This is a genomic window from Streptomyces torulosus, from assembly GCF_001419765.1.
Classification (GTDB): domain Bacteria; phylum Actinomycetota; class Actinomycetes; order Streptomycetales; family Streptomycetaceae; genus Streptomyces; species Streptomyces torulosus.
Map to the genome: position 1 here is coordinate 41,148 of NZ_LIRK01000262.1, position 22,981 is coordinate 64,128.

12 protein-coding genes and 1 pseudogene are annotated in these 22,981 nt (G+C 68.2%); 3 read left to right on the top strand and 10 right to left on the bottom strand.

Going from position 1 to position 22,981, the window contains the following annotated elements; all coding sequences use genetic code 11:
- Window positions 1–213: 213 nt before the first annotated feature.
- Window positions 214–381 (top strand): annotated as a pseudogene (locus tag AOK23_RS49945) (LuxR C-terminal-related transcriptional regulator); the annotation flags it as partial.
- A gap of 125 nt (window positions 382–506) precedes the next feature.
- On the opposite strand, the gene AOK23_RS19050 reads toward AOK23_RS49945, so the two are convergent.
- The 7 genes from AOK23_RS19050 to AOK23_RS19080 form a co-directional block, all read right to left on the bottom strand.
- Entirely contained in the window at window positions 507–3,443 is a 2,937-nt protein-coding gene (locus AOK23_RS19050) for a discoidin domain-containing protein (protein WP_055713897.1), read from the bottom strand.
- A gap of 92 nt (window positions 3,444–3,535) precedes the next feature.
- Window positions 3,536–5,008: a glycoside hydrolase family 32 protein gene (locus AOK23_RS19055; protein ID WP_055713898.1), complete on the bottom strand. Its 1,473-nt coding sequence runs from the start codon at window positions 5,006–5,008 to the stop codon at window positions 3,536–3,538.
- 134 nt (window positions 5,009–5,142) lie between these two features.
- Entirely contained in the window at window positions 5,143–7,440 is a 2,298-nt protein-coding gene (locus tag AOK23_RS19060) for a glycoside hydrolase family 3 N-terminal domain-containing protein (protein ID WP_055713899.1), read from the bottom strand.
- Between the two features lie 65 nt (window positions 7,441–7,505).
- A complete protein-coding gene (locus AOK23_RS19065; RefSeq protein WP_055713900.1) occupies window positions 7,506–8,396 on the bottom strand; it encodes a carbohydrate ABC transporter permease in 891 nt (296 codons plus the stop codon).
- Window positions 8,397–8,402: 6 nt separating this feature from the next.
- Window positions 8,403–9,389, bottom strand: a complete 987-nt coding sequence (locus AOK23_RS19070) for a carbohydrate ABC transporter permease (protein WP_055713901.1) — start codon at window positions 9,387–9,389, stop codon at window positions 8,403–8,405.
- Between the two features lie 34 nt (window positions 9,390–9,423).
- Complete coding sequence (locus AOK23_RS19075; RefSeq protein WP_055713902.1) at window positions 9,424–10,722, bottom strand: extracellular solute-binding protein; 1,299 nt, start codon at window positions 10,720–10,722, stop codon at window positions 9,424–9,426.
- Window positions 10,723–11,145: 423 nt separating this feature from the next.
- Window positions 11,146–12,153 carry a LacI family DNA-binding transcriptional regulator gene (locus AOK23_RS19080; RefSeq protein WP_055713903.1) on the bottom strand — a complete coding sequence of 336 codons (1,008 nt, stop codon included), beginning with the start codon at window positions 12,151–12,153 and terminating at the stop codon, window positions 11,146–11,148.
- A gap of 541 nt (window positions 12,154–12,694) precedes the next feature.
- Here AOK23_RS19080 and AOK23_RS19085 point away from each other — a divergent pair.
- Window positions 12,695–15,256 (top strand): GH32 C-terminal domain-containing protein, encoded by a 2,562-nt coding sequence (locus AOK23_RS19085; RefSeq protein WP_055713904.1) that lies wholly within the window; start codon window positions 12,695–12,697, stop codon window positions 15,254–15,256.
- 203 nt (window positions 15,257–15,459) lie between these two features.
- Here the strand turns inward: AOK23_RS19085 and AOK23_RS19090 are convergent, their stop codons facing one another.
- The 3 genes from AOK23_RS19090 to AOK23_RS19100 all read right to left on the bottom strand — a co-directional run bounded on the left by AOK23_RS19090 (window position 15,460) and on the right by AOK23_RS19100 (window position 21,028).
- A complete protein-coding gene (locus tag AOK23_RS19090) occupies window positions 15,460–16,956 on the bottom strand; it encodes a family 43 glycosylhydrolase (protein WP_079049562.1) in 1,497 nt (498 codons plus the stop codon).
- Window positions 16,957–17,030: 74 nt separating this feature from the next.
- Window positions 17,031–18,461 (bottom strand): glycoside hydrolase family 43 protein, encoded by a 1,431-nt coding sequence (locus tag AOK23_RS19095; protein ID WP_055713905.1) that lies wholly within the window; start codon window positions 18,459–18,461, stop codon window positions 17,031–17,033.
- A gap of 263 nt (window positions 18,462–18,724) precedes the next feature.
- Complete coding sequence (locus AOK23_RS19100) at window positions 18,725–21,028, bottom strand: alpha-L-arabinofuranosidase C-terminal domain-containing protein (protein ID WP_079049563.1); 2,304 nt, start codon at window positions 21,026–21,028, stop codon at window positions 18,725–18,727.
- A gap of 8 nt (window positions 21,029–21,036) precedes the next feature.
- Here AOK23_RS19100 and AOK23_RS19105 point away from each other — a divergent pair, with 8 nt between their 5' ends.
- The gene (locus AOK23_RS19105; protein WP_240496453.1) at window positions 21,037–22,947 is read left to right on the top strand and encodes a glycoside hydrolase family 97 protein; all 1,911 of its coding nucleotides are present in this window, start codon (window positions 21,037–21,039) and stop codon (window positions 22,945–22,947) included.
- Window positions 22,948–22,981 lie beyond the last annotated feature (34 nt).

Below are 22,981 nucleotides of genomic sequence, written 5' to 3' on the forward strand. Positions count from 1 at the left end.
CTCCGGGATCTCCGGCCCAGCATGCGGAACCTGTCTGCCCGGTCCGAGGACCTTGGCGTCCTTCGGGTGCGGTACCTGCACTTCGGCCGTCTTGCCGGACCACGCCGAGTCGGTGCTGTGTTCTCGGGCCAGCGGGCGGTGATCTTCACCCCACCGAGTGAAGATCACCATCCGTATCCAACAAGTGGATCAGAGCCAGTCCAACTGGCCGCTGACAGACTGCTGGCCCGAGGGCTGAACAACGCCGGACTCGTCGTCCACCTCCCCCTGTCGGAGGCCGGCGTCACGACCCACGTCGCCCGTATCCTTGCCAAACATGGACTCCGCGACCGCGTCCGAGCCGTCATCGTCGCCTACCGGACCGGACTCGTCAGTCCCACGATCAGAAGGCACCGTGTCGGCAGCGCGGGCCGGGCGGGCCGGGCAACCATGGTCGCGATCCCCGTCAGCGGTGATGCGGCCGCGAGGGTCGGCCACATCACCGGCGACGATGCCGCCGCCCGAGGTCAGTTGTAGACGTTGAACTCCGCGACCGACCACCAGCTACGCGCCACGTTTCCGGTGTTGACGACCTTGATGTAGCGAGCTGTCTGCGTCGGGAAGGAGATCAGGTGGACTCGCTGGCCGTCCGCTACGGAAGAGACCTTGGTCCAGTCGGTTCCGTCCGTGGACACGTGTACGTCCGCGCTCCGCGCGTAGTCGCTCACGCTGGCGCCGACATCCAGCACGATCTTGTCGAAGGTCCGCGTCTGCCCCAGGTCCACTTGGATCCACAGACCGTCGTACTGCCCTGTCCCGGAGCTGTACCGGGTGTCGGAATTGCCGTCGAGCATGTTTCCGGGCGCGTCCCACTGGCTCGCGTCCGAGGCCGTGGCGGTCCAGCCTGTGCGTGGCAGCGCGGGGCCCAGGTCGATGACGTCGAACGACGATCCGCCCGCGTCCGCTCCGCCGGCTCCCTTCACGGAAACCGTGACCTTCCCCGCTGGTAGCCCCTTCGGGACGTAGGCGGTGATGCTGGTGTCCGACCAGGTGTCTATTTCGGCATAGGCTGATCCGAAATAGACCGTACCCAGCCCCTGTGCATCGCCGAAGCCGGAACCGCGAATCGTGAACTTGGAGCGCGGCATGCCTCGCTCCGGCTTCAGATCGCTGAAGGTCGGCGAGGGGAAGCTCGGCACCTTCCTCGTCGTGAACATCGCCGAGGTGCCGCCCGGCAACGTGTAGGTGTACGACCCGTCGGTGGACATCTTGAAGCTCTTGCTGTCGCTGGTCCCGTTGAAGACCACGGTGACCTGCTCCCCCTTCCTGCCGGTCCAGGTCTTCAGTCGGAGGCCGTTCGACACCGCTGTCGGAGCTGTGATCGAGCCGGTTCCCCGCGAGGACCCGTACACCTCGATGTCGCCGATGGCCCACCAGAAACCGGATGCCGCGGTACTGACGATGCGAATGAACTGTGCCGTTCGGGTCGGCAAGGTGACGGCAATCTTCCCGATGCCCCCGCTGCCGCTCGCGATCGCGCTGCCCCAGTCGACGCCGTCGTCGGAAACGTAGATCTGATACTTCGTGACGTAGTCGAACGAATTATTCACACCGGTGTCGAAGACGATCTTGTTGAAGCTCGTGGGGCTCCCCAGGTCGATCTGGAACCAGTCGCCGCTCGTCGGCCCGTGCCCGAGGCTCCACCTGGTGTCGATGTCACCGTCGATCGCGTTGGCCGCCACACCCCAGTCCGGCTGGGCGGAAGCCGTGGCGGTCCACTTGCCGCGACTCAGTGCCCTTCCTGTCGTCCGGACGGAAGCTCCGATCGGAAGGGAGTACGTGACCAGCTTGTTTCCGGTGCGGACGGTGTTCTGGTGGGGCAGCAGTGCCGGATCGTACGTGACGGTGACCGGACCAGACGCCGAGGTGAATGTGAAGTCGTGCGTCGGGTCCGGGACCTTGGTCGCTGCGGGGGCGTGGCCGCTCCGCGCGGGTCCGGAGTACATGAAGGTGACGGCGTCGCCGGCGTTCAGGGTGTAGTCGAACGAGTGCGTCCCGTCCGCGACGCTGAAGGTCTTCGCCGCCTTTCCCGAGTTGTGCGCGATCAGGACCTTCGATCCGTCCGGGTTCTGGAACGCGACGTTCTCTATGCTGCCTTCCCCGAAGGTGTTCGAGTAGATCCGGCGCGCTCCGGGCTTGACGAACCTGCTGGCGTGAGCGAGGGCGTGGTAGTCCACGTTGTAGGACACCCGCCCGCCGTCCGGATCGATGGTGAGCAGTCCCCGAAGCATGGGGATGCCGGCCGTGTCGCTGTTGAGCGGGCCCCGATCGGGGTCGAGTGCGATGTTCCACAGCATCACCCCGTTCGCCCAGTTGCGCGTCCCGTTGATGATCCACGTACCCAGTGCTTCGCTGAACGCCGTCTGGTCGCTGTCCTGCCACACGCCCCCGGTGGCCTCCGTGATGAAGGTTTCCTTGCCCGGGTAGTCGTTGTGGACCACCGTCTGGTAGGTCGGGTCGCCGCTGTAGATGTGCCATCCGGTTCCCGCGGTGTACCGCGAGGCCGCGGGGTCGCTGAAGATCGTCTCCGGGTACGAGGGCACGTCCCAGTTGTGGTCCCAGGCCAGGATCTTCGTGGAGATCCCGTTGGCTTCGAATGCCTTGCCGATCTCCTTGATCAGCTCGGCTTCCTGGTACGCGGACAGGAACATTCCGGGCCAGGTCGGAGTACCCATGGGTTCGTTCTGCGGGGAGATGTAGGAGATGGGCACGCCGGCTTCGCCATAGGCCTGCACGAACTTGACGAAGTAGTCGGCGAGCGCGGAGACGTACTCGCTCTTGAGGGTGCCTCCGATCATGGAGTCGGAGGTCTTCATCCAGCCTGGTGGGCTCCACGGGTTGGCCATGACCTGGAGGGACGGGTTGAGTGACAGTGCCTGCCGCAGGGCCGGAACGATGTACGGCACGTCATGCTGGATGGAGAAGTTGGAGAGCGTCGGGTCTGTCTGGCCGGCGGGCATGTCGTTGTAGGAGTAGCTTCCGGACGCGTTGAAGTCCGTGGCGCCCATCGGAGAGCGGAGCAGGCTGAGGCCGATTCCCTTCGAGGGATCGAACAGCTTCTTCATCAGCTTGGTCCGCTCGGCGGGGGACAGCTTGTCGATGAGCCAGGCGGCGGAGTCGGTCATGGCCGCGCCGAAGCCGTGGACCTTCTGGTACTTGACGCTGTCGTCGATCTTGATCGTGAGTGGGTTGGCCGCTCTCCTCGCCTTGAACGGCACATCGTCCTGGCCGGCGACCCACTGGTCGGCCGATACGTCCGTCAGCCACACACGGACGGAATTGTCACGTGAGGCTTGCTTCAGCGGCGGGGCGGCGATGGCATTCCGGGACACCTGGGTCCACGCGGCGGCGACGCCGACCGCGGTGGCCAGGAACCGGCGTCGTCCGAGACCGTACGAGTTCATGGAAGATCCTCCTTCGGACCAGCTTGTTCAGTACGTGGGAGAGGGGGTGGGACACGGTGCCGAGGTGGGGGATCGACCGGTCGGAGTCGGTGCTACGGCGACGTCGGCGCCGATACCGCGGCGCCGGCGCTCGGCTCCTTGATCATGAGCGGGTGCAGTTCCCAGGCGTCGACCGCGAAGCCGAGGCGCGTGCCCGGCGCGGTGCGGGCCTGCAGTAGCCACGGGCTCTGCCCTGTGGGGTAGAAGCGCAGGGTGAGGACCTGACCGGTGGTGGTCAGGAAGATCTCGGCGATGGAGTGGTCGACGACCACGCGCAGGTCGACGGGTCGGTCTGCCGGGCAGGGCATCCGGTGGGAGCCGCCGCGGGCCCGGCTGTCCAGTGAGGCGTGGTCACGGTCGACGACCAGGTCGCCCGCATCGACGTCGAGACGGATGTCGAGGTACTCGGCGCCGTCCGGGGTGGTGAGCAGCCGCAGAGCGGCGTTTCCGGTCGGCTCCAGACGGGCCGTCAGGTCGAAGGCGCGGCCCACCGTGCCCAGGTCCACCGGCTGCGGGCCGTCCGTCGCGCCTGCGGAGTGGAGGGTGTGCCGACCGCGCAGGCCGAGCAGTTCGGTGGCGGGCCGCTGGCGCAGTGTGCAGTCGTCGTGGACGTGGATCTCGCGGGGCAGCGTGAGGACGCCGGCCCATCCGTCCCCGACGGCCCAGGCTTCGTCGCGGGCCTCCCACGCCCAGTTCCACAGCAGCCACCGGTTGCCCGGTGCGCGCAGCAGGGCCGGTGCGTAGCAGTCGGGGCCGTGGTCGGCCGGTACCGGCGGGCCGGCTTCGAAGTGGCCGTCGTGCTCCTCGCCGATCAGCGCCGCGACCCTCAGCGGGCCGGTGGGCTCGGTCCACGTACCGAAGATGAGGGCGCCGCTCCCGTCGGCCGCCGGAAGGTACTGGGGGCATTCCCAGCCCTCGCCGGAATGCAGGCCGGTGTCGCCGACGGGCTCCGGGCGACGGGCCGCGAAGGGCCCTCGGCAGGTCCACGTCTCCAGGTCGGGCGAGTCGTACAGGAGGGCGGCGGCGCGGCCGTCCGCGAGGGCGGCGCCGACCAGCATCCGCCAGCCGTCGCCGTCCTGCCAGACATACGGGTCGCGGTACATCGTGCAGCCCTCGGGCAGCTCGGGGATGAGCAGTTCGCCCCGCGGGGTGAAGGTGCGGCCGCCGTCGTGTGAGACGGCGGCGGTGACCGGCTGGTGCTGGAAGGAGCGGTCCTCGCGGTGCGCGGAGTAGAAGGCGACCAGCCGTTCGCCGTCGGAGACGGCATTGCCCGAGAAGCAGCCGTCGGTGTCCGGGCCACCCGGGGTCGGGGAGAGGGCGATCGGCAGTGGCTCCCAGGTCAGCAGGTCGGGGCTGCGGAAGTGGCCCCAGTGCAGGTTCGCGTGCGTCGCTCCGTACGGGTTGTACTGGTAGCAGACGTGGTAGTGGCCGTCGTGGAAGACCAGTCCGTTGGGGTCGTTGATCCAGTTGTGGGGCGGGCGCAGGTGCGCCACGGGGCGGTGCGGATCGCGGGGTGTGGTGGACACACGCGTGCCTTTCGGTATGTCTGGGTCCCGCCCCGCCGGCCCTCGATTCGGCGGGGCGGCCGGGTCGGCGGGGCGGGGGTCTTCGAGCCCGCGTACGGCCTTGAGGTCCGGATGCGGTCAAGTCCGGGACGCGGTCAGCTTCGGATGCGGAATCGTGCGCTCAGCTGCTGCTCCCGTCGGGAGCTGGGCCCGACGCGGAGTGCGAACTCGCCCGGTTCGACCACGCGGCGGTTGTCGGCCGTGACGAGTGAGCACTGCGCGGCAGGGATGCTGACGTCGGCGTCCAGGCTTTCGCCGGGAGGGATCTCGACCTGGGTGAACGCCTTCAGCTCCTGCTCGGCCCAGGTGACGCTGGTGGTCAGGTCGCTGATGTACGCCTGGACCGTCTCCAGGGCCGGACGGCTGCCGCTGTTGGTGAGTCGTACCGTCGCGTGGACGGTGCCGTCGGCGGGGATGTCCGGGTCGTGGACGACGAGGTCGGAGTAGCTGACGGCGGTGTAGGAGAGGCCCTCGCCGAACGCGAACAGGGGGTCCTGGGTGAGGTCGGCGTAGCGGTTCCCGTGCTGGCCCCGCACCTGGTTGTAGAAGACCGGCTGCTGCCCGACGTGGCGTGCGAAGGAGACGGGCAGCCGGCCGCTGGGTTCGATGAGCCCGAGGAGCAGTTCGGCGACGGCGCGGCCGCCGCGCATGCCCGGGTTGAACGCCTCGATGAGTGCGGCCGCGTTCAGTGCCGAGTCCGGGAGGGTGCTCGGCTTGGACTGGGCGAGTACGACGATCATGGGCGTGCCGGTGGAGGCGACCGCGTCCAGCAGTGCGATCTGGCCTCCCTGGAGGTCGAGCGTGGCTGTGGAGCGCACCTCTCCGGTGAGGGCGATGGTGTCCCCCACGACCACGACGGCGTAGTCGGCGGCCTGGGCGGCGGCGGTGGCCTCCTCAAGTTGCGTCTGGTCGACGGGGGCGGGGGTGAAGACGTCCGGCTGTGGTTGGCCGTCCGGGCCGAGGGACCACCCGGTGTTCTGGTCGGGGCTCGCGATGTCGGCTCCGCGTGCGTGCGTGATGGTCCAGTCGGCGGGTGCCACGGCGCGAAGGCCGTCGAGCACCGTCTCCACCGACTCGCGGGGATGTCCTTCGGGCATCCACGGAACCTGGCCGGTGGCTCCCGCCCAGTCGCCGAGCATGGCTTCCGTGCTGTCGGCGTTGGGGCCGATCACCGCGATCGTCCGCGGAGTACCCCGGCTCACCGCGCGGCCGGTTCCGTCCTGGGGCAGCCCGCCTTCCAGGGGCAGGACTCCTTCGTTGCGCAGCAGCACCAGGGAGCGTCGGGCGGTCTCGAGGTTGAGGTCGGCGTGGGTGCGACAGCCGATCACCTGCGCCTGCCGCTCGGGGTCGGGGGCGCGCGGGTCCTCGAAGAGCCCGAGTTCGAACTTCAGCCGCAGCACCCGCCGCACCGCGTCATCGATCTGCTGCTCTTCGACCAGGCCGCGGGCGACCGCCTCCTGCGCGCCCTCGAAGAAGGCGGGGGTGGCCATGACGAGGTCGTTCCCGGAGTTGACGGCGACCGCCGCCGCTTCGGCGTAGTCGGCGCAGGTCCGCTGGTCGTAGACCATCCGGCCGACGTTGTCCCAGTCGGTCACCAGCGTGCCGGTGAAGCCCCACTCGCCCTTGAGCACGTCGTTGATCAGCCACTCGTTCGCGGTGATGGGCACCCCGTCGATCGACTGGTACCCGAGCATGAGGGCCCGGCAGCCGGCCCGGACCGCCTGCTCGAACGGCGGCAGGAACCACGAGCGCAGCTTGCGCGGGCTGAGATCGGCCTCGCTCGCGTCGCGCCCGCCGAGGGTCTCGGAGTAGCCCGCGAAGTGCTTGGCGTACGCCAGCACGGCGGTCGGGTCGCTGAGTCCCTCGCCCTGATAGCCGCGCACCATCGCCGCCCCGAGTTCGCCGATCAGGAACGGGTCCTCGCCGAACGTCTCGTTGATCCGGCCCCAGCGCAGGTCCCGGGTGATGCACAGAACCGGGGAGAACGTCCCGTGGATTCCGGTCGCCGCGATCTCGGTCGCGGCCGCACGGGCCACCCGGTGGAGCAGGGCGGGGTCCCAGGCGCAGGCCATGGCCAGCTGGGTCGGGAAGATCGTCGCGCCGGGCCAGAACGAGTGACCGTGGATGCCGTCGTCGGCGGTCAGCAGCGGAATGCCGAGCCGTGTCCGCCGGGCCAGTTCCATGGCCTGCGGCATCAGGTCGGGAGACACGTGCAGGACCGATCCGGCCAGCTTGGCCGACACGATGTCCGCCAGGTCCCCGTGTTGTGCGTCGAGCATCAGCAGCTGCCCGACTTTCTCCGGCAGGGTCATCCGTGACAGCAGGTCTTCGGTTCTCGCTTCCACGGTCGCTTCCGGGTCCAGGTACACGATGGTGCGGACCGGCTGTCCCACGTTTAACTCCCAGTGATGTGTGGTGAGGGGCGGAGAGTCGATGTCCGGCGGCGGTCGCCGGGGCGTCACTTCAGGCCTGTGGTGGCGATGCCGGCCACGAACTGGCGCTGGAAGACGAGGAAGACGACCATCACCGGCAGCAGGACCACCACGGCACCGGCGAGCAGGATGCCGAAGCGGGTGAAGGACTGCCCGCTGCTGGCCAGGGCGAGGCCGACGGGAAGGGTGTACTGGCTCTCGTTCTGGGCCACGACCAGGGGCCACAGGAAGTTGTTCCAGGAGCCGAGGAAGGTGATGATCCCGAGGGTGGCGAGGGCCGGCTTGGTCAGCGGAAGGATGATCTTCCAGTAGATGGCCAGTTCGCGGCAGCCGTCGACACGGGCGGCGTCGATCAGCTCGTCGGGCAGGGTGGAGATGAACTGCCGCATCAGGAACACCCCGAAGGGGCCGGCCAGGAACGGCAGGATCAGCCCGAACAGGGAGCCGGACAACTGCATGTTGGACACCAGCACGTACAGGGGGACGAAGGTGACCAGACCGGGAATCATGAGCGTCCCCATGACCAGCAGGAAGACGGCGCGCTGTCCGCGGAACTCCAGTTTGGCCAGGGCGTATCCGAGCATCGAGCAGAAGAGGAGGTTGCCCGCGGTGACGGCGAGGGCCACGGTCACGGAGTTGGCGAACATGCTCGTGAAGTCGAGCCTGCTGAACAGCTCACCGTAGTTGGCCGTGGTGGGCGCCGTGGGTATCAGCACGGGCGGCACCCTGCGGATGTCGGCCTCGGGCTTGAAGGAGCCGGAGAGCATCCACAGGAACGGCGCGATCATGAGCAGCAGGGCACCGGCGAGCGGTATGTACAGCCAGGGTTGACCCCAGGTCCGGCGGATGCGGCGGCGCCTCAGTACACGGTCCGTGCCGGGGTGGTGCGGTGTGGGACGAGTGGAGAGGGTGCTCATGGGTCGTCAGTCCTTGTCTCGCAGCACGCGGAACTGCAGCACGGTCAGCGCCACGATGAGGACGAAGATGACGTAGCTGGCGGCCGACGCCATCTCGTAGTTGCCGTTGCCGAACTGCTTGTAGGCGTACAACGTGGCCGACAGGGTGGAGTCCAGCGGTCCTCCGTCGGTCATCACGAACGGCTCGTCGAAGAACTGCAGATAGCCGATGCCCGTGGTCACGGCGGTCAGCAGCAGGGCCGGACGCAGGAGCGGGAAGGTGACCCGCCAGAACCGCTGCCACGCCCCGGCGCCGTCGAGTTCGGCCGCCTCCATCAGGGACTGGGGGACGGACTGCAGACCCGCCAGCATGATGATCATGACGGTGCCGAGGTTGCGCCACACCGCCATCACGATCATGACGGGCAGAGCGAAGCGGGTGTCCGCCAGCCAGGCCGGTCCGTCGATCCCGAACCAGCCGAGGACGAGGTTCACCAGGCCCGCGCGAGGTTCGAGGAGCGTCTTCCACACCACGGCGACGGCGACGATGCTGGTGATCACCGGCAGGTAGAAGCCGACCCGGAAGACGGCCCTGAAGCGCCGGATGCCGCGGTCGAGGGCGACCGCCGCGGCAAGCCCGGCGGCCAGCGTCAGCGGCAGGGCCACCAGGACGAACACGGCCGTGTTGCGCAGGGCCGTGAAGAACTGTTCGTCCTGGAAGAGCCGCACGTAGTTGTCGAGGCCGATGAACGACACGTTCAGGGGTGTGCGCAGGTCGGAGCTGCTGGTGTCGGTCAGGCTCATCAGCAGCGACCAGACGAGCGGCAGCAGCATGAAGGTCGCGAACAGCGCGAGGAAGGGCGCGGCGAGGATCCAGGCGGCCCGGGCCTGCCTGCCCCGTGCCAGGCCCCGGAGCGGGAGGCGCCGGCGTTCGGCACGTCGCTCCGGCCCCGCGGTGCTCTGCTGGTTGGTGTCGCCCCGCCCGGGGAGCGTTTTCGTGGACATGGATGTCATCCGTCCGTACGAGGGCTGCTCATGGCGGTGGTGCTCAGCGACCGGTGCCGATGCTGCTGGCCTTGGACTGCAGCGCCTTCTGCACCTCGGCGACGGTGGCCTTGCCGAGGGCCAGCTTCTCCAGTTCGGAGTCGATGGCGTCGGCGATCTGCTGCCAGGTCGTGAGGGCGGGCGGCGCCTTGCTGACCTTGAGCTGCTCGTCGAACGGCTTCATGTTCTCGTCCGCGCTCAGGTTCCCGTCCGACCACGCCTGGGGCGAGGCAGGCAGGCCGCCGGTGGCCTTGACATAGGCCGCGAGGTTGGCGGGCTCGGTCAGGAACCGGGCGAACTTCCATGCCGCGTCGGGGTTCTCCGCCTCCTTGAACACCGCCAGGTCGGTGCCGCCGGCGAACCCGGCCGGCTGCTCGGAGTACGGCACCGGCATGGTCTTCCACTTGCCGTCCAGCTCCGGGGCGTCCTTGTGGAAGCTGGCACCGGCCCACGCGGCCTGCTGATAGGTGGCGATCAGCCCGTCCCGGAAGCCCTGCACACCGTCCGACCTGTCGGTCGGCGCCAGGCCCTTCTGCGGGACGCTCGCCCAGTACTCCAGCGCCTTGGCGACCTCGGGCGTGTCGAAGGTGAACTTCTCGGTCTTGGCGTCGTAGATGTCACCGCCCTGCTGCCAGACCATCGGCACCCAGAAGACCCAGGAGTTGAAGCCCATCACCAGCCCGGCGGCATGGCGCAGCTTGGGGTTCTGCTTCCCGGCTGTGGCCTGGATGGCCTTGAGGTCCTTCAGATACCCCTCCCGGTCGCCGGCCAGGGCACCCTTGATACCGGCCTTCTCGGTGAGGTCGGTCCGGTAGTAGACCACCGTGGTGTCGGCGGTGAACGGGACGCCGTAGGAGGTGTCCTTGTACTTGGTGGTGTCCCACTGGCCGGGGTAGAAGTCCGACGACTTGATCGACGTCGGGGTGGCCTGGAAGCCGTTCATGGCGGCCATCTCGGCCATCCAGGTGCTCCCGATCATGGACATGTCCGGTGTGTTGCCGCCGGCTATCGCGGTGGTCAGCTTGTCGTGGGCGCCGTCCCACGGGACCGCGGTGATCTTGACGTCGGCGTCCGGGTTCTCCTGCTCGAACTTCTCGGCCAGGTCCTTCAGGGCGGGTTCGATGTCGCCCAGGTTCCACATGACCACGGTCCCCTTGGCCTTGCCCGCGCCGATCTCGGCGGGCGCGTCCTTGCCGGGACCGGAGTCCTCGCTCCGGCCACAGCCGGTGGCCACCAGGGCTGCCGTGACGGTGACGCACAGGACCTGGACGGTTCTGACAGCGTGACGGGTCGATATACGCATGGTGCGGCTCCTTGCCAGTGAGCGATACGGAAGCGGGTGTGCCGGCGAGCGGCGAAGTGGGGGAGCGGACGTGCGCTCGGACGCGTGGTCCCACGAGTGGGGACCGTGTGCGGAGAGAGCGGCATCGACGGTCAGACGCAAGACGCGGGTCGCGGCAGGGAAGTCCGACGCTGAGTGGGACGACGGCCCGGCGGGATGTGCCAGGCGCATCGATCGGTGTCCGGGATCAGGAACGCGCGAGAAAGAGGGTGCGTGTGTGCGCTGCCACGCCAACGCAGGCGCGGCCGAACGGAGTGGTGAGGAGGGGGAGGCCGAAGAGGGTTCGCCGAGACCTCGGGAGGACAGGGGCGGTGTGTCACACAGCGGCGACACACCGCCCGACCACGAAGCGCCGACCGGCCGGGCGCATCGCGGTGAGGAGCGTCAGTTCGCGCTCGGCCCCAAGGTCGAGCCACGCACCACGAGGCTGGTGGGAATGATGCGCGAGGTGGCGGCTTCCGGAGATCTGCGCACATGGTCCAGCAGCAGACGCGCCGCTGCCTCACCCATCTCCCGCATCGGCTGGCGGATGGTGGTCAGCGCCGGATAGGTGTAGGACGCCACCTCGACGTCATCGAACCCCACCACGGCGACATCCTGCGGAACACGAAGGCCGGCCTCGTTCAAGGCCACGAGCACACCTGCCGCGGAGGGGTCGTTGTGCCCGAAGACCGCGTCGAACTCCACGCCGTCCGCGAGAGCTTTCGCGACCGCGGCCCGGCTGGTGTCGAAGAGGAAGTCGCCGCAGACGATGCTGCGCCGGTCGAGCTCGATCCCGGCCTGCGCATAGACATCGACGAAGCCGCCCAACCGTTCCTCGGTACAGCCGAACCCCTCGGGGCCTGTCACCACCAGAGGGCGACGACGGCCGATGTCCAGCAGATGGCGTGCCGCCTGTTCACCGCCCTCCCTGTTGGTGGTGGCCACGTAGGGGAACCCCGGCCGGTGAAAGCGGTCATCGATCAGCACCATCGGCAGCCCCGCTTCGTGCAGTTCCGTGATGTATCCCAGGGCGCCCTCGGGCTCTATCACCAGCAGACCGTCGAACGACTTCGCGGCGACCTGCAGGCCCAGTCTGCGCAGCGACTCCTCACCGCGGCTACAGGTCAGCATGCGCAGACCGAACCCCTCGGTCTCCAGTGTCTCGACGACTGCCTGCACGATGCCGGCCCAGGCCCATGCCATGTCAGGGACCAGCATGCCGATCATCTGCGTCGTGCCGCGGGCGAGCCCCACGGCCCCGGCGCTCGGCACGTAGCCCAGCTCCGAGATCGCCTTGCGGACCTTCAAGACGGTGTTCTCGTTGATCTCGCCCTTGCTGTTCAGCACCCGCGAAACCGTCGTCTTGCTCACTCCGGCCCGCGTGGCCACGTCGGCGATGGTGACTCCCATGTCACCTCCCTTCTCTCCCGGTAGAGGCGGAAGACGTCCTCCCGCGCCGAAGGGCCGATCGTACAGCGACCCTCGGAACCGGTACCGGAAGCGGTTCCGGAACCGGTTTCGGTACCGGTTCCGGAAGTGAAGCACCGAGAGGACCGACCGGTCAACACATCGGAAACAAATCGCCTGGCCGGCCGGTCGCGACCTCGCCGATGCCCCGGAAGGCAGCAGGAAGTCGCCCGGCTTTACCTGCTCTGACCTGCACGGTTGCGGCACGGGATCCGCCGGGCCTCGCACGTGTGGGCACAGTTCGCGACCGCCGACGACGCCCGAGGGTCGTAGCCCGTATCGGAGCGATCGCGTCAGAACCGTTGACGCACTGGCCGGATTGCGCTTCATAATCGGGCACTCGCTGTCATCGATGACATAAGTCAACGATGACACTCCAGTCGGCTGCGTGGACGTCGCCGTCGCTGGGATGCCAACTTTCGATCCGCCCGCGCCATGGCCGCGGTCACCGCTGCGCGGACGGTCCGCGGGACAAGGAGTCACCATGAGCTCTGCACGTGTATCGGGGCATGCCCGCATGCGACTTATGGCGGCGGTGGCGACCGTCTGCGCCCTGTCGGCGGCCCCGCTCGCCCCCCGGGCCGTCGCCGCCGACACGCCGCCGTACACCGAGACCCACAGACCCCGGTTCCACTTCACCCCGGAGAAGAACTGGATGAACGACCCCAACGGCCTCGTCTACTACAAGGGCGAATACCACCTCTTCTACCAGTACAACCCGAACGGGAACTCCTGGGGCGACATGTCCTGGGGGCACGCGGTGAGCAAGGACCTCGTGCACTGGGAGGAGTTGCCGCTCGCCCTGTCGCACGACGACGAGGAGATGGTCTTCTCCGGCAGCGCGGTCGTCGACCGGAACAACACCACCGGCTTCGGAACCAAGAAGAACCCGCCCATGGTGGCGATCTACACCAGCGCCTACAAGAACGGCGGCAAGCAGGCCCAGTCGCTCGCCTACAGCACCGACCGCGGCCGCACCTGGACCAAGTACCAGGGCAATCCCGTCATCGACATCGGGTCCAAGGACTTCCGCGACCCGAAGGTCCAGTGGTACGCACCGACCAAGAGCTGGCTCATGACGGTCTCGCTGTCCGAAGAGCACAAGGTGCGGTTCTACTCGTCGAAGAACCTCAAGGACTGGAGCCTGCTCAGCGAGTTCGGGCCGCAGGGCGCGACGGGCGGCGAGTGGGAGTGCCCGGACCTGTTCCCCCTCGCGGTCGACGGGGACAGGAAGAACATCAAGTGGGTCCTGGTCGTCAACATCAACCCCGGTGGCATCGCGGGTGGTTCGGGATCGCAGTACTTCATCGGTGACTTCGACGGCAAGAAGTTCACCGCCGAGGACAAGGGCACGTACACCCCGCCCGTGGGCACCGTGATGCAGGGCTTCGAGAGCGCGGGCTTCGAGGAGTGGACGACGGCCGGCACGGCGTTCGGACAGGGACCGGCCGCCGGGGCCGTCGACTGGCAGGGGGCCGTCTCCGGCTTCGAGGGCAAGGGCCTCGCCAACAGCTTCCACGGCGGTGACGGCGCCACCGGCGTTCTCACCTCCCCCTCCTTCACCGTCGACAGCCCCTACCTGAACTTCAAGATCGGTGGCGGGAGGCATCCGCACGAAGCCGGAACCGTTCTGGACGCGTCTCCGCCCGAGGGCAAGGTCCTCGCCGACTTCGAGGGCGGCACCTACGGCGACTGGACGGCGACCGGGGACGCCTTCGGCACCGTACCGGCCACCGGCACCCTCCCCGACCAGGGCCAGGTCTCCGGCTTCCTGGGGGAGGGGCTGGCCAACACCTTCCTGAACGGCGACTCCACCACGGGCGCCCTCACCTCGCCCGAGTTCACCCTCGACAGAAAGCACATCAACTTCCTCATCGGCGGCGGCAACCACCCGGCCGGCTCCGACCACCCCACCGCGATCGAACTCCTCGTGGACGGCCAGGTCGTCCGCAGTGCCACCGGGAAGGACGCCGAAGCACTCAACTGGGCGTCCTGGGACGTCAGCGCCCTCGCCGGCAAGAAGGCGCGGATCAGGATCGTCGACGACAACACCGGCGGCTGGGGCCACATCAACGTCGACCACATCGTGCTCTCCGACACCACGGCCCCGCGCGTCTCCACCGAGACGTCCGTCAACCTGATCGTCGACGGCGAGGTCGTCCGCAGCGCCACCGGAGCCGGCAGCGAAACCCTCGACTGGGCCTCATTCGACCTGCGCCCCTACACCGGCAAGCAGGCACGGATCCAGGTCGTCGACATGAACACCGGCGGCTGGGGCCACGTCATGGCCGACCAGTTCACCGCCGCCGACAAGCCCGCCAAGTCCGTCCTGCAACGGGCCGACTGGACCGACCACGGCAAGGACTACTACGCGGCGGTCTCCTGGGAGAACGCGCCGGGCGGCAAGCGGTACATGATCGGCTGGATGAACAACTGGGACTACGGCCTCTCCGTCCCCACCTCCCCCTGGCGCGGCGCGCAGAGCATCCCCCGGGAGATGGCCCTGCGCACGGTCGACGGCCGGATCCGGCTGACCAGCAAGCCGGTGAGCAGCCTGGAGTCTCTCAGGAACAAGCGCCCGGCGACGGCGTCCGGCGTCACCGTCAAGAACACCAGCAAGGCTGTGCTCAGCCGAACGGCCAAGGGCAGGGCGCTCGACATCGAGGCGACCTTCTCCCTGAAGGACGCCGACCGCTTCGGTCTGAAGGTGCGCACCGGCGCGGGCGGCGAGGAGACCGTCATCGGCTACGACGCCACGACTCAGGAGCTGTACGTCGACCGCTCCCGCTCCGGCGCCGTGGACTTCCACGACGCCTTCTCCACCGGCGTCCAGACCGCACCCCTGAATCCCAAGAAGGGCAAGATCAAGCTACGTGTCCTCGTGGACTCGTCGTCCATCGAGGTCTTCGGCGGCAACGGCGAGACCGTGATCACCGATCAGGTCTTCCCCGACCTGTCCGGCACAGGCGTCGAGGTCTTCGCCGAAGGCGGCACTGCCACCCTCAACCACCTGGAGGCGTGGCAGCTGAGCTCCATCTGGAGATGATGAGCCGTCAGCGGACGGAGCCGTGGTACGTACCCGCCCGTATGCTCGGCACCGATGTCGTCGGCCTTGCCCTCGACGTCTTATCCGCGGGAGGGGCGAACCACTGTGAGTCGGACCCGGGTGTCGGCGCCTCCGGCGGAGTGCCGACACCCTGGGTCTCCTGCCCCGGGCGGTGACGGTCGGTAGCGGCCGGCTGACGGCAGTCAGGTGGTGGGCACGATCCGCCACTGCTGGCAGTTGTTGTTCAGCCAGGTCCACTGGCGGACATCGGTTCCGTTGGCGGTGCCGCAGTTCGCGACGTCGGCGACCTTGCCGCTGTTCTCGTTCATGATCCGTACGTAGTCACCCGTGGCCGTGTACACCAGGCGGAACTTCTGGCAGTTGTTGTTCAGCCAGGACCACTGCCGGATGTCGGTGCCGTCGGCCGTCCCGCAGTTGGCGGTGTCCATGACCTTGCCGGTCGAGACGTTGACCAGCCGGTTGGTGTCGTTGCCCAGGTCCTCGATCCGCCACTTCTGGTTGGCGCCGCCGTCGCAGGTCCACTGGATGATGTTGGTGCCGTCGGCGGTGTTGGCGCCCGCGACGTCCAGGCACTTGCCGCTGTTGCGGTTCACGAGCGTGTACGCGGTCGGGGTGGCCGCCGTCTCTCCGGAGGGGCCCGGCAGGGTGGTGCCGAGGGCCACGGGGGTGCCGAAGTCCGGTGTGCCGTCGGCGTTCCAGGTGAACTTCTGGGCCCTGGTGGTGCGTTCGTTGCCGCAGCGGTCGGTGGTGGAGTCGTTGGCGTGGTAGACGATCCAGTTCTCGGTGCCGTCGGGAGAGGTGAAGAAGCCGTTGTGCCCTGGGCCGTAGACGCTCGCCGCGTCGTCGCGGCTGAAGACCGGTGTCGGCTTCTTCGTCCACGCGGCGGGGTTCAGCGGGTCGCTGCCGGTCAGTTCCAGCTGGCCGAGCTGGTAGTCGGGGGTGTCGCAGGCGCTCGCGGCGTAGATGAGGAAGGTGCGTCCGTCACGCTGCAGCGCCTCCGGGCCTTCGTTGATGGCTGCCTTGTGGGTCTCCCAGCTGAGGGTCGGCGTGGAGATGACCGTCCAGTTCCCGCTGACGGTGTACGGGTTGGTCATCTGGGCGATGACCAGGCCGGGTGGCGTGCTGCTGTTCGTTCTGCCGCTGCCGACCAGGTAACTCTGACCGTTCACCCGCAGGACGCTCGCGTCGATCAGCCAGTTGGTCGGGTAGAGGTTGGCACCCGTGATCATCGACTTGTACGTGTAGGGGCCCATCGGGTCCGTGCCGGCGCTCTCCAGGACGTGTGTGCGCTGGGTGCCGTTCGCCCCGCAGCACGGGGTGCCGCTCTGCCCGGCGGAGTAGTACAGGTACCAGTGGCCGTCGGAGAAGTGGATCTCCGGGGCCCAGATGTTGGAGTTGCGGGTGGGGGTGGTGTCCGACCAGATCTGGACGCTGGGGGCGGTGGCGAGGCCGGCGAGGGTGGGCGACTTGCGCATGCCCAGGACGCCGGTGAACGTCGTCGTGACGAGGTAGTAGTTGCCGTCGTAGTACTCCAGCCAGGGATCGGCGCCCTTCACCGACTTGAGCGGGTTCGTATAGGGGCGGCCGTCCACCGCGGACGCGGGGCCCTGTGCGCAGACCAGCGCGGTGAGCAGGGCCACGGCGCCGGCCAGCCACGACCTGAGATGGCGACGGATCACGGTACTTCCTTCCGGGCATGGGAAGGGGACGCCGGCGCTCTGCAGGAGGCGCCGGCGTCCCCGTCGGTGTCGGGTCAGTTCGTCACGCGGAAGGTGGCGTCGGCGCGTCCTGTCGCGGTGGTGATCGGGTCGAGCTTCAGGTAGTAGGCGTAGTGGCGGATGTACCGGTCCGGGTGGTTGTAGGACTGGAAGGAGGACCAGGTGGAGTCGGCGAGGCCGGCGACCTGGCGGAAGGTGGCGTCCGCTGCGAACTGGGCGGTGCCGTCATTGCGGACCAGCTGGAAGTCGTTGTTGGCGTGCCGCAGGAAGTAGCCGCGGTAGTTCACCGACTCGAAGGAGACGGTGCCGGTGCCGGCCAGGCCGGGCCGCAGCCGGAACTGGGCGTCGGGGCCGGTGATGTTCTGGTCGATGCGCACGTCGAAGTTGGCGTGCCGCACGTACCGGTCCTGGAAGTTGAACGACTGGAGACGCTTGGCCGGGGTGTCGCTCCAGCGGGCGAGGACGCGGGTCTCCTCGGCGGCGGTGAGGTCCAGGATCGAGCCGTGACGCTTCTTGTTGACGCCCATGTTGTAGCTGCCCGCCGCCGGCAGCTGGTAGCTGCCGGGGACGGACGGGTTGGTCGTGGTGACCGGCATGTACCCGCGGCCGGAGGCGTACTGGTCGAGGTAGAGGGCCCACTCGTTGCGGTCGCGGAACTTCATCCACATCGGGCCCTCGACCTGGGCGCCGGTCAGCCCGATGCCGGAGAGGTTGCCGAGGTTGGTCCACGTCCCGAGGATCGAGTTGCTGCCCTCGAGGGTGATCTGGCCGTCACCGGAGGCCCGCACGTAGCGGTAGTTGCCGACACCGGCCGGCACCTCGACGATCTGGGTGTCGATGATCTCCTGGGCACCGGGGCGGTCGATGTAGATCTGCGGGGTGGTGATGGTGCGGAAGTCGCTGGTGCGGGCGTAGTAGATGCGGTGCTTCGCCTTGCCGTTGAGGGGCACGTTCGTCGCCCAGTACAGGACGTAGTCGTTGGTCTCGGGGTCCCACACCGCCTCGGGCGCCCAGGCGTTGCGCGCGTCGGGGATCGCGCCGGCGACGTTGAGCAGCCACGGCTCCGACCAGTTGATCAGGTCGGTCGACTCCCACACCACGAGGTTGCGGCTGCCGTTGAACACGGCGGCCTCCCAGTTCTGCCCGCAGCTGATGCACAGGTCGGTCGCGATGATCCAGTACTTCTCACCGTCAGGGGACCGCACCAGTGCGGGGTCGCGCACACCCTTCGTACCGACCGTGGAGCGAAGGGCTATTCCGCCGCCGTTGAGCTCGGACCAGTTCAGGCCGTCCGTGCTGTACGAGAAGTAGATCTGCTGGCCGTTCGAGCCCTCCCCGATGAAGTGCGTCATCAGATAGCCCGGTTCGGCGGCGGCCGCCCGCTCGGGTGCGGCCAGGGATTGAGAGGTGAAGAGCAGACAGGCGGCGACCAGTATCGCCGCCAGCCGCGAGAGAAGCGTGCGCATGTGCGTTTCCCGTCTTTCTGCGGGTGCCGGGACAGGCGAAAGGCATCCGGCGAGTACGCGTATGGTTCGAAATGCCGGACATTGTTCGTGAATTCGGCGAAAAGTTAGAGGTGGGTAAGAGTGAGTGTCAAGAGACAAGTCACGAACGGTGGTGCGCGGGAGTCGTACACACAGGAGACGCACCGGCGTGTCGCGCATAACGGAAAGGGCAGGGCGGGCCGCACAGAGATGTCTGGTGCGGCCCGCCGTAGGTCGGCCGAGGGTCAGCCGAGGGTGAGGACGGTGACCGAGTAGGCCGGGACGGTGCGGGCGAAGGCCGCGCTCACACCGCTGATCGACGTGGTGGTCGGGGTGATCCTGTCGGGGTCGCCGATGGTGTTGGTGTCGGTGGGGCTTGCGGAGCTGAGCGTGGTGGCCGTGCCGGTGGAGGGCAGGGTGCCCGCGCCGGAGAGGTTGACGTTCACGATCTGCGCGGCGGAGGAGGGGTTGACCAGCGTGACGTAGATCTTTCCGGTGGCGGAGTCCTTGGTGACCACGGTGTTGACGGTGCTGGTGCCGGCGTAGGAAGCGGGCAGCACCTGGTTGCCGTGGGCGTCGGCCATCATCTTCTGGACGTAGTAGGCCGGTGAGTTGTAGCTGGTCAGGGCGTTGAAGCCGATCAGGTTCGGGGTCCACGTGGGGTCGTTGACGTTGACCAGCAGCGGGGCGTAGGCCTCGTGGGTCACCACGTCGGAGTTGCGCAGCATCCCGGCGAGCCAGGAGGCGTCACCGAGGGCGGCGTTCAGGTTCGGAGTCGGGCTGCCCTCTCTGGTCGCCCACTCCCCGACCATGATCTTCGTCGGGGAGGTGCGGGAGGTGTTGTCGTAGAACGAGGAGTGGCTGTTCATCCACTCGGCGTTCCGGTAGTAGTGATCGTCCTGGATGTCGGCGGTGCGGGCCGTCACCCTGGCGGTGGAAATGAGCTTGATCGACGGGTACTTGGCCTTGATGGCGTCGTAGAACTGGGCGAAGCGGCCGTTGTCGCCGTCGTAGCTGCCCGACTTGTCGAAGAAGTCCTCGTTGCCGATCTCGACATACTTGACGTCGAACGGAGCCGGGTGGCCGTCGGCGGCGCGCCGGGCACCCCAGGTGGTGCTGGTGGAGCCGGTGGCGTACTCGATCTCGTCCAGCGCGTCCTGCACATACGGTCCGAGGTCCGACAGCGCCACGTGGGTGCCGTTGAGGTGGTAGCCGGCGTAGACGGCCAGGACCGGCTCGGCGCCGATGTCCTCGGCCCATTCGAGGTACTCCAGCAGGCCGAGGCCGTCCGTGGACCAGTAGCCCCAGGCGTCGTTCTGGTGGCCGGGGCGGGTCCAGACGGGACCGATGGTGTCCTTCCAGTTGAACCGGGTGGCCAGGGTCCTCCCCTCGAGGTAGTTGCCGCCCGGCTCGCGGATGAAGGAGGGCTTGAGGCCCGCGATCTTCTCCATCAGGTCGGGACGCAGACCGTTGGCACGGTCCTTGTAGGTCGGCGGGAAGAGGGAGACGTTGTCCAGCCAGACGGTGGAGCCGGCGCCGCTGGTGGCGGAGACGACGAACCGGTTGGTGGCGGTGGTGGGGGCGTCGGCGGAGGCGGTGAGGCTGACGGTGAACTGCTTCCAGGAGGTGGTCAGTCCGGTGATGGTGCCCGAGGCGTGGACGGTGCCGCCGGTGCTCTCGACGTCGACGGTGAGCGGGCCGGTGAAGCCGGGGCTCGCCTTGGCGAACAGCGAGGCGGTGTATTTCTGATTCGGGCGGACCGGGATGCCCCAGAAGCCGCCGTTGGCCACACCGGCCCGGGCGGAGCCGGACGCGTTGTTGATGGTCAGTCTGAGCGACCGGGTGAGAGCGGTGTTGAGGGGGTTGTCGGCGTCCAGGGCGATGGCGGAGCCGCCGACGGCGGACCAGCCGGTGGGGGAGGTGGTGCTCGCCATCATGGAGCGGTTCTGGATCAGCTCGGGGTACAGGCCGCCCTCACCGGAGTGGTTGATGTCCTCGGTCATCACGCCGAAGAACGTCGAGGGCACGCTGTGCGCGGGGTGGGCGACGTCCACGTTCAGGGTGCCGCCGCTGCCGCCGGACAGCGCCGCGACCTCGGAGCCGGTGAGGGCGTGGTCGAAGAGCTGCACTTCGTCGACCGCGCCGTTGAGGAAGTCCACCGGCCTGCCGCCGAAGCGCCCTCGGCCGATGGCGGTGGTGCCGGTGGCCTTCCAGTTCCCGGTGTGGGCGACGGTGGACTGCAGCAGCCCGTTGACGTACAGGCGCAGTTGTCCGGCGGCGACGTCGTCCACGCCCACCAGGTGGTACCAGGTGCCGGTGGCGGGGGCGGAGGTGGCGTCGGCGCGGGTCTCGGCGGCGGTGGTGCTGTCCGAGGCGCGCCGGGTGAAGGCGAACCTGTGGGTGACGCCGCTGAGCTGGAGGTAGAAGCCGCTGACGTTCGTTCCGTCGACACTCACCGCGGTCTCGTTACTGTGCAGTTGTGTTGGGTTGGTTTCCTCGCCGCATTGCTGGTCACTCAACGGAGAGGCATACAGCCATGCAGCTTCCATCGCCTTCGGTGTCCCGCCGAGGACTACTCAAGGGCGCGGCCGTCGCCGCCGGTTCGGCCGCGGTCGGCATCGGTACGACGGGTACGGCCGCGGCGGCGGACACCTCCGTCACCGCGACGGCCCCCGACGGCAGCACCACGATCACGATGTCCCCGACCGGCGGCGCTCTGAGCTGGTCGGCCAAGCGCAGGGGCGCGACCGTCGTGAACAGCTCGGCCCTCGGCCTGAAGCTGAGCGACGGGACGATGCTCGGCCGTAGCGGCACGGTCATCACCAACTACCAGCACTGGACCACCGACAAGACCTGGACGCCGACCTACGGCCGCAACGCGACCGTTCGCGACTGGTACCAGGAGATGCGCTGGAACCTCCGGGACACCGCCACCCTCATCAACTTCAGCGTCCAGATCCGCGCCTACCCCAGCGGTGTCGCCTTCCGGTACGTGCTGCTCGACAAGGGCACCGCCACCATCGCCGACGAGCTGACGACGTTCGTCTTCCCCGACAGCACGCTCGTCCACAGCGCCCGGGACGAGGCCGCGTACAACCCGGTCGCCCCGGGCTCGATCCCGGTCACCGGAACCTCCGGCACCGACAACGGCCCGCTGACCGACCTGCCGCTGACCGCGACGTACGCGAGCGGCGGGCTGATCGCCTGCATCTGCGAGTCGTCCCGGGTCAACTTCCCCCGCCTGATGCTGAGCTCGGTGTCCGGGCAGCCGAACACGCTGGCCACCTATCTGATGGAGCACACCGCCCGCGGGAGCGGGCCGGTCCAGACGACCTCCACGGTGACCACTCCGTTCGCCACCCCCTGGCGCGCGGTGGTGACCGGCTCCCACCACGCCGAACTGGTCGACAACGCCGAGCTGGTGCTCAACCTCGCGCCCGCCAACGTGCTGACCGACACCTCGTGGATCAAGCCCGGCAAGGTCTTCCGCTGCCAGCTCACCACCGCCGCCGGACTGGCCGGCGTCGACTTCGCCGTCGCCCGCGGGATGCAGTACATCGAGTACGACTCCGGGTGGTACGGCCCCGAGCGCGGCACCACCGACGCCACCAGGTCCATCCCCGAGATCGACCTGCCCAGGGTCCTCTCCTACGCCGCCGACAAGGGCGTCGGCCTGCTGCTCTACATCAACCCCATGGCGATGGCCGATGTCGACGGCTTGTTCAGCCTCTACAAGAGCTGGGGTGTCGCGGGCGTCAAACTCGGCTTCATCAACGACGGCACCCAGGCGATGACGAACCAGATCATCGCCTGGGCGAAGACGGCGGCCACGTACAACCTGCTGATCGACATGCACGACGACGTCCGCCCGTTCGGCTTCGAGCGCACCTACCCGAACTGGGTCAGCATGGAGGGCGTACGCGGCAACGAGCAGTTCCCGACGGCGAGCCACAACGTCACGCTGCCCTTCGCCCGCAACGTCGGCGGCCCGATGGACTACACCATCTGCTACGGGCAGTCGCGCGACAAGACGACCAACGCGCACCAGATGGCGATGGCGGCGGCCTACTACCAGCCGCTCAACTTCATCTACTGGTACGACTCCCCGTCGAAGTTCTCCAACACCGCCAACTGGCCCGGACTGCCGTGGTTCGACGCCATCCCCACCACCTGGGACGAGAGCCACACCCTCACCGGCTCGATCGGCCAGCACATCGCGGTCGCCCGCCGCAAGGGCACCACCTGGTACCTGGGCGCGATGACCAACGAGTCGGCCCGGACGCTGTCGCTCCCGCTGTCCTTCCTCGGCGGCGGCAACTGGACGGCGACGGTCTACGCCGACGGCACGCCCGGCACCTCCGCCTACCAGACGCCCGTCGTGGTCAGCACCCGGATCACCTCGGCGACCGTGCTCAGCATGGCCATGGCCCCCTCCGGCGGCCAGGCGGTGGTGCTGAAGCCGAGTTGACGCCGCCGGCACCTGAGAAGCGACCCACGCGAAA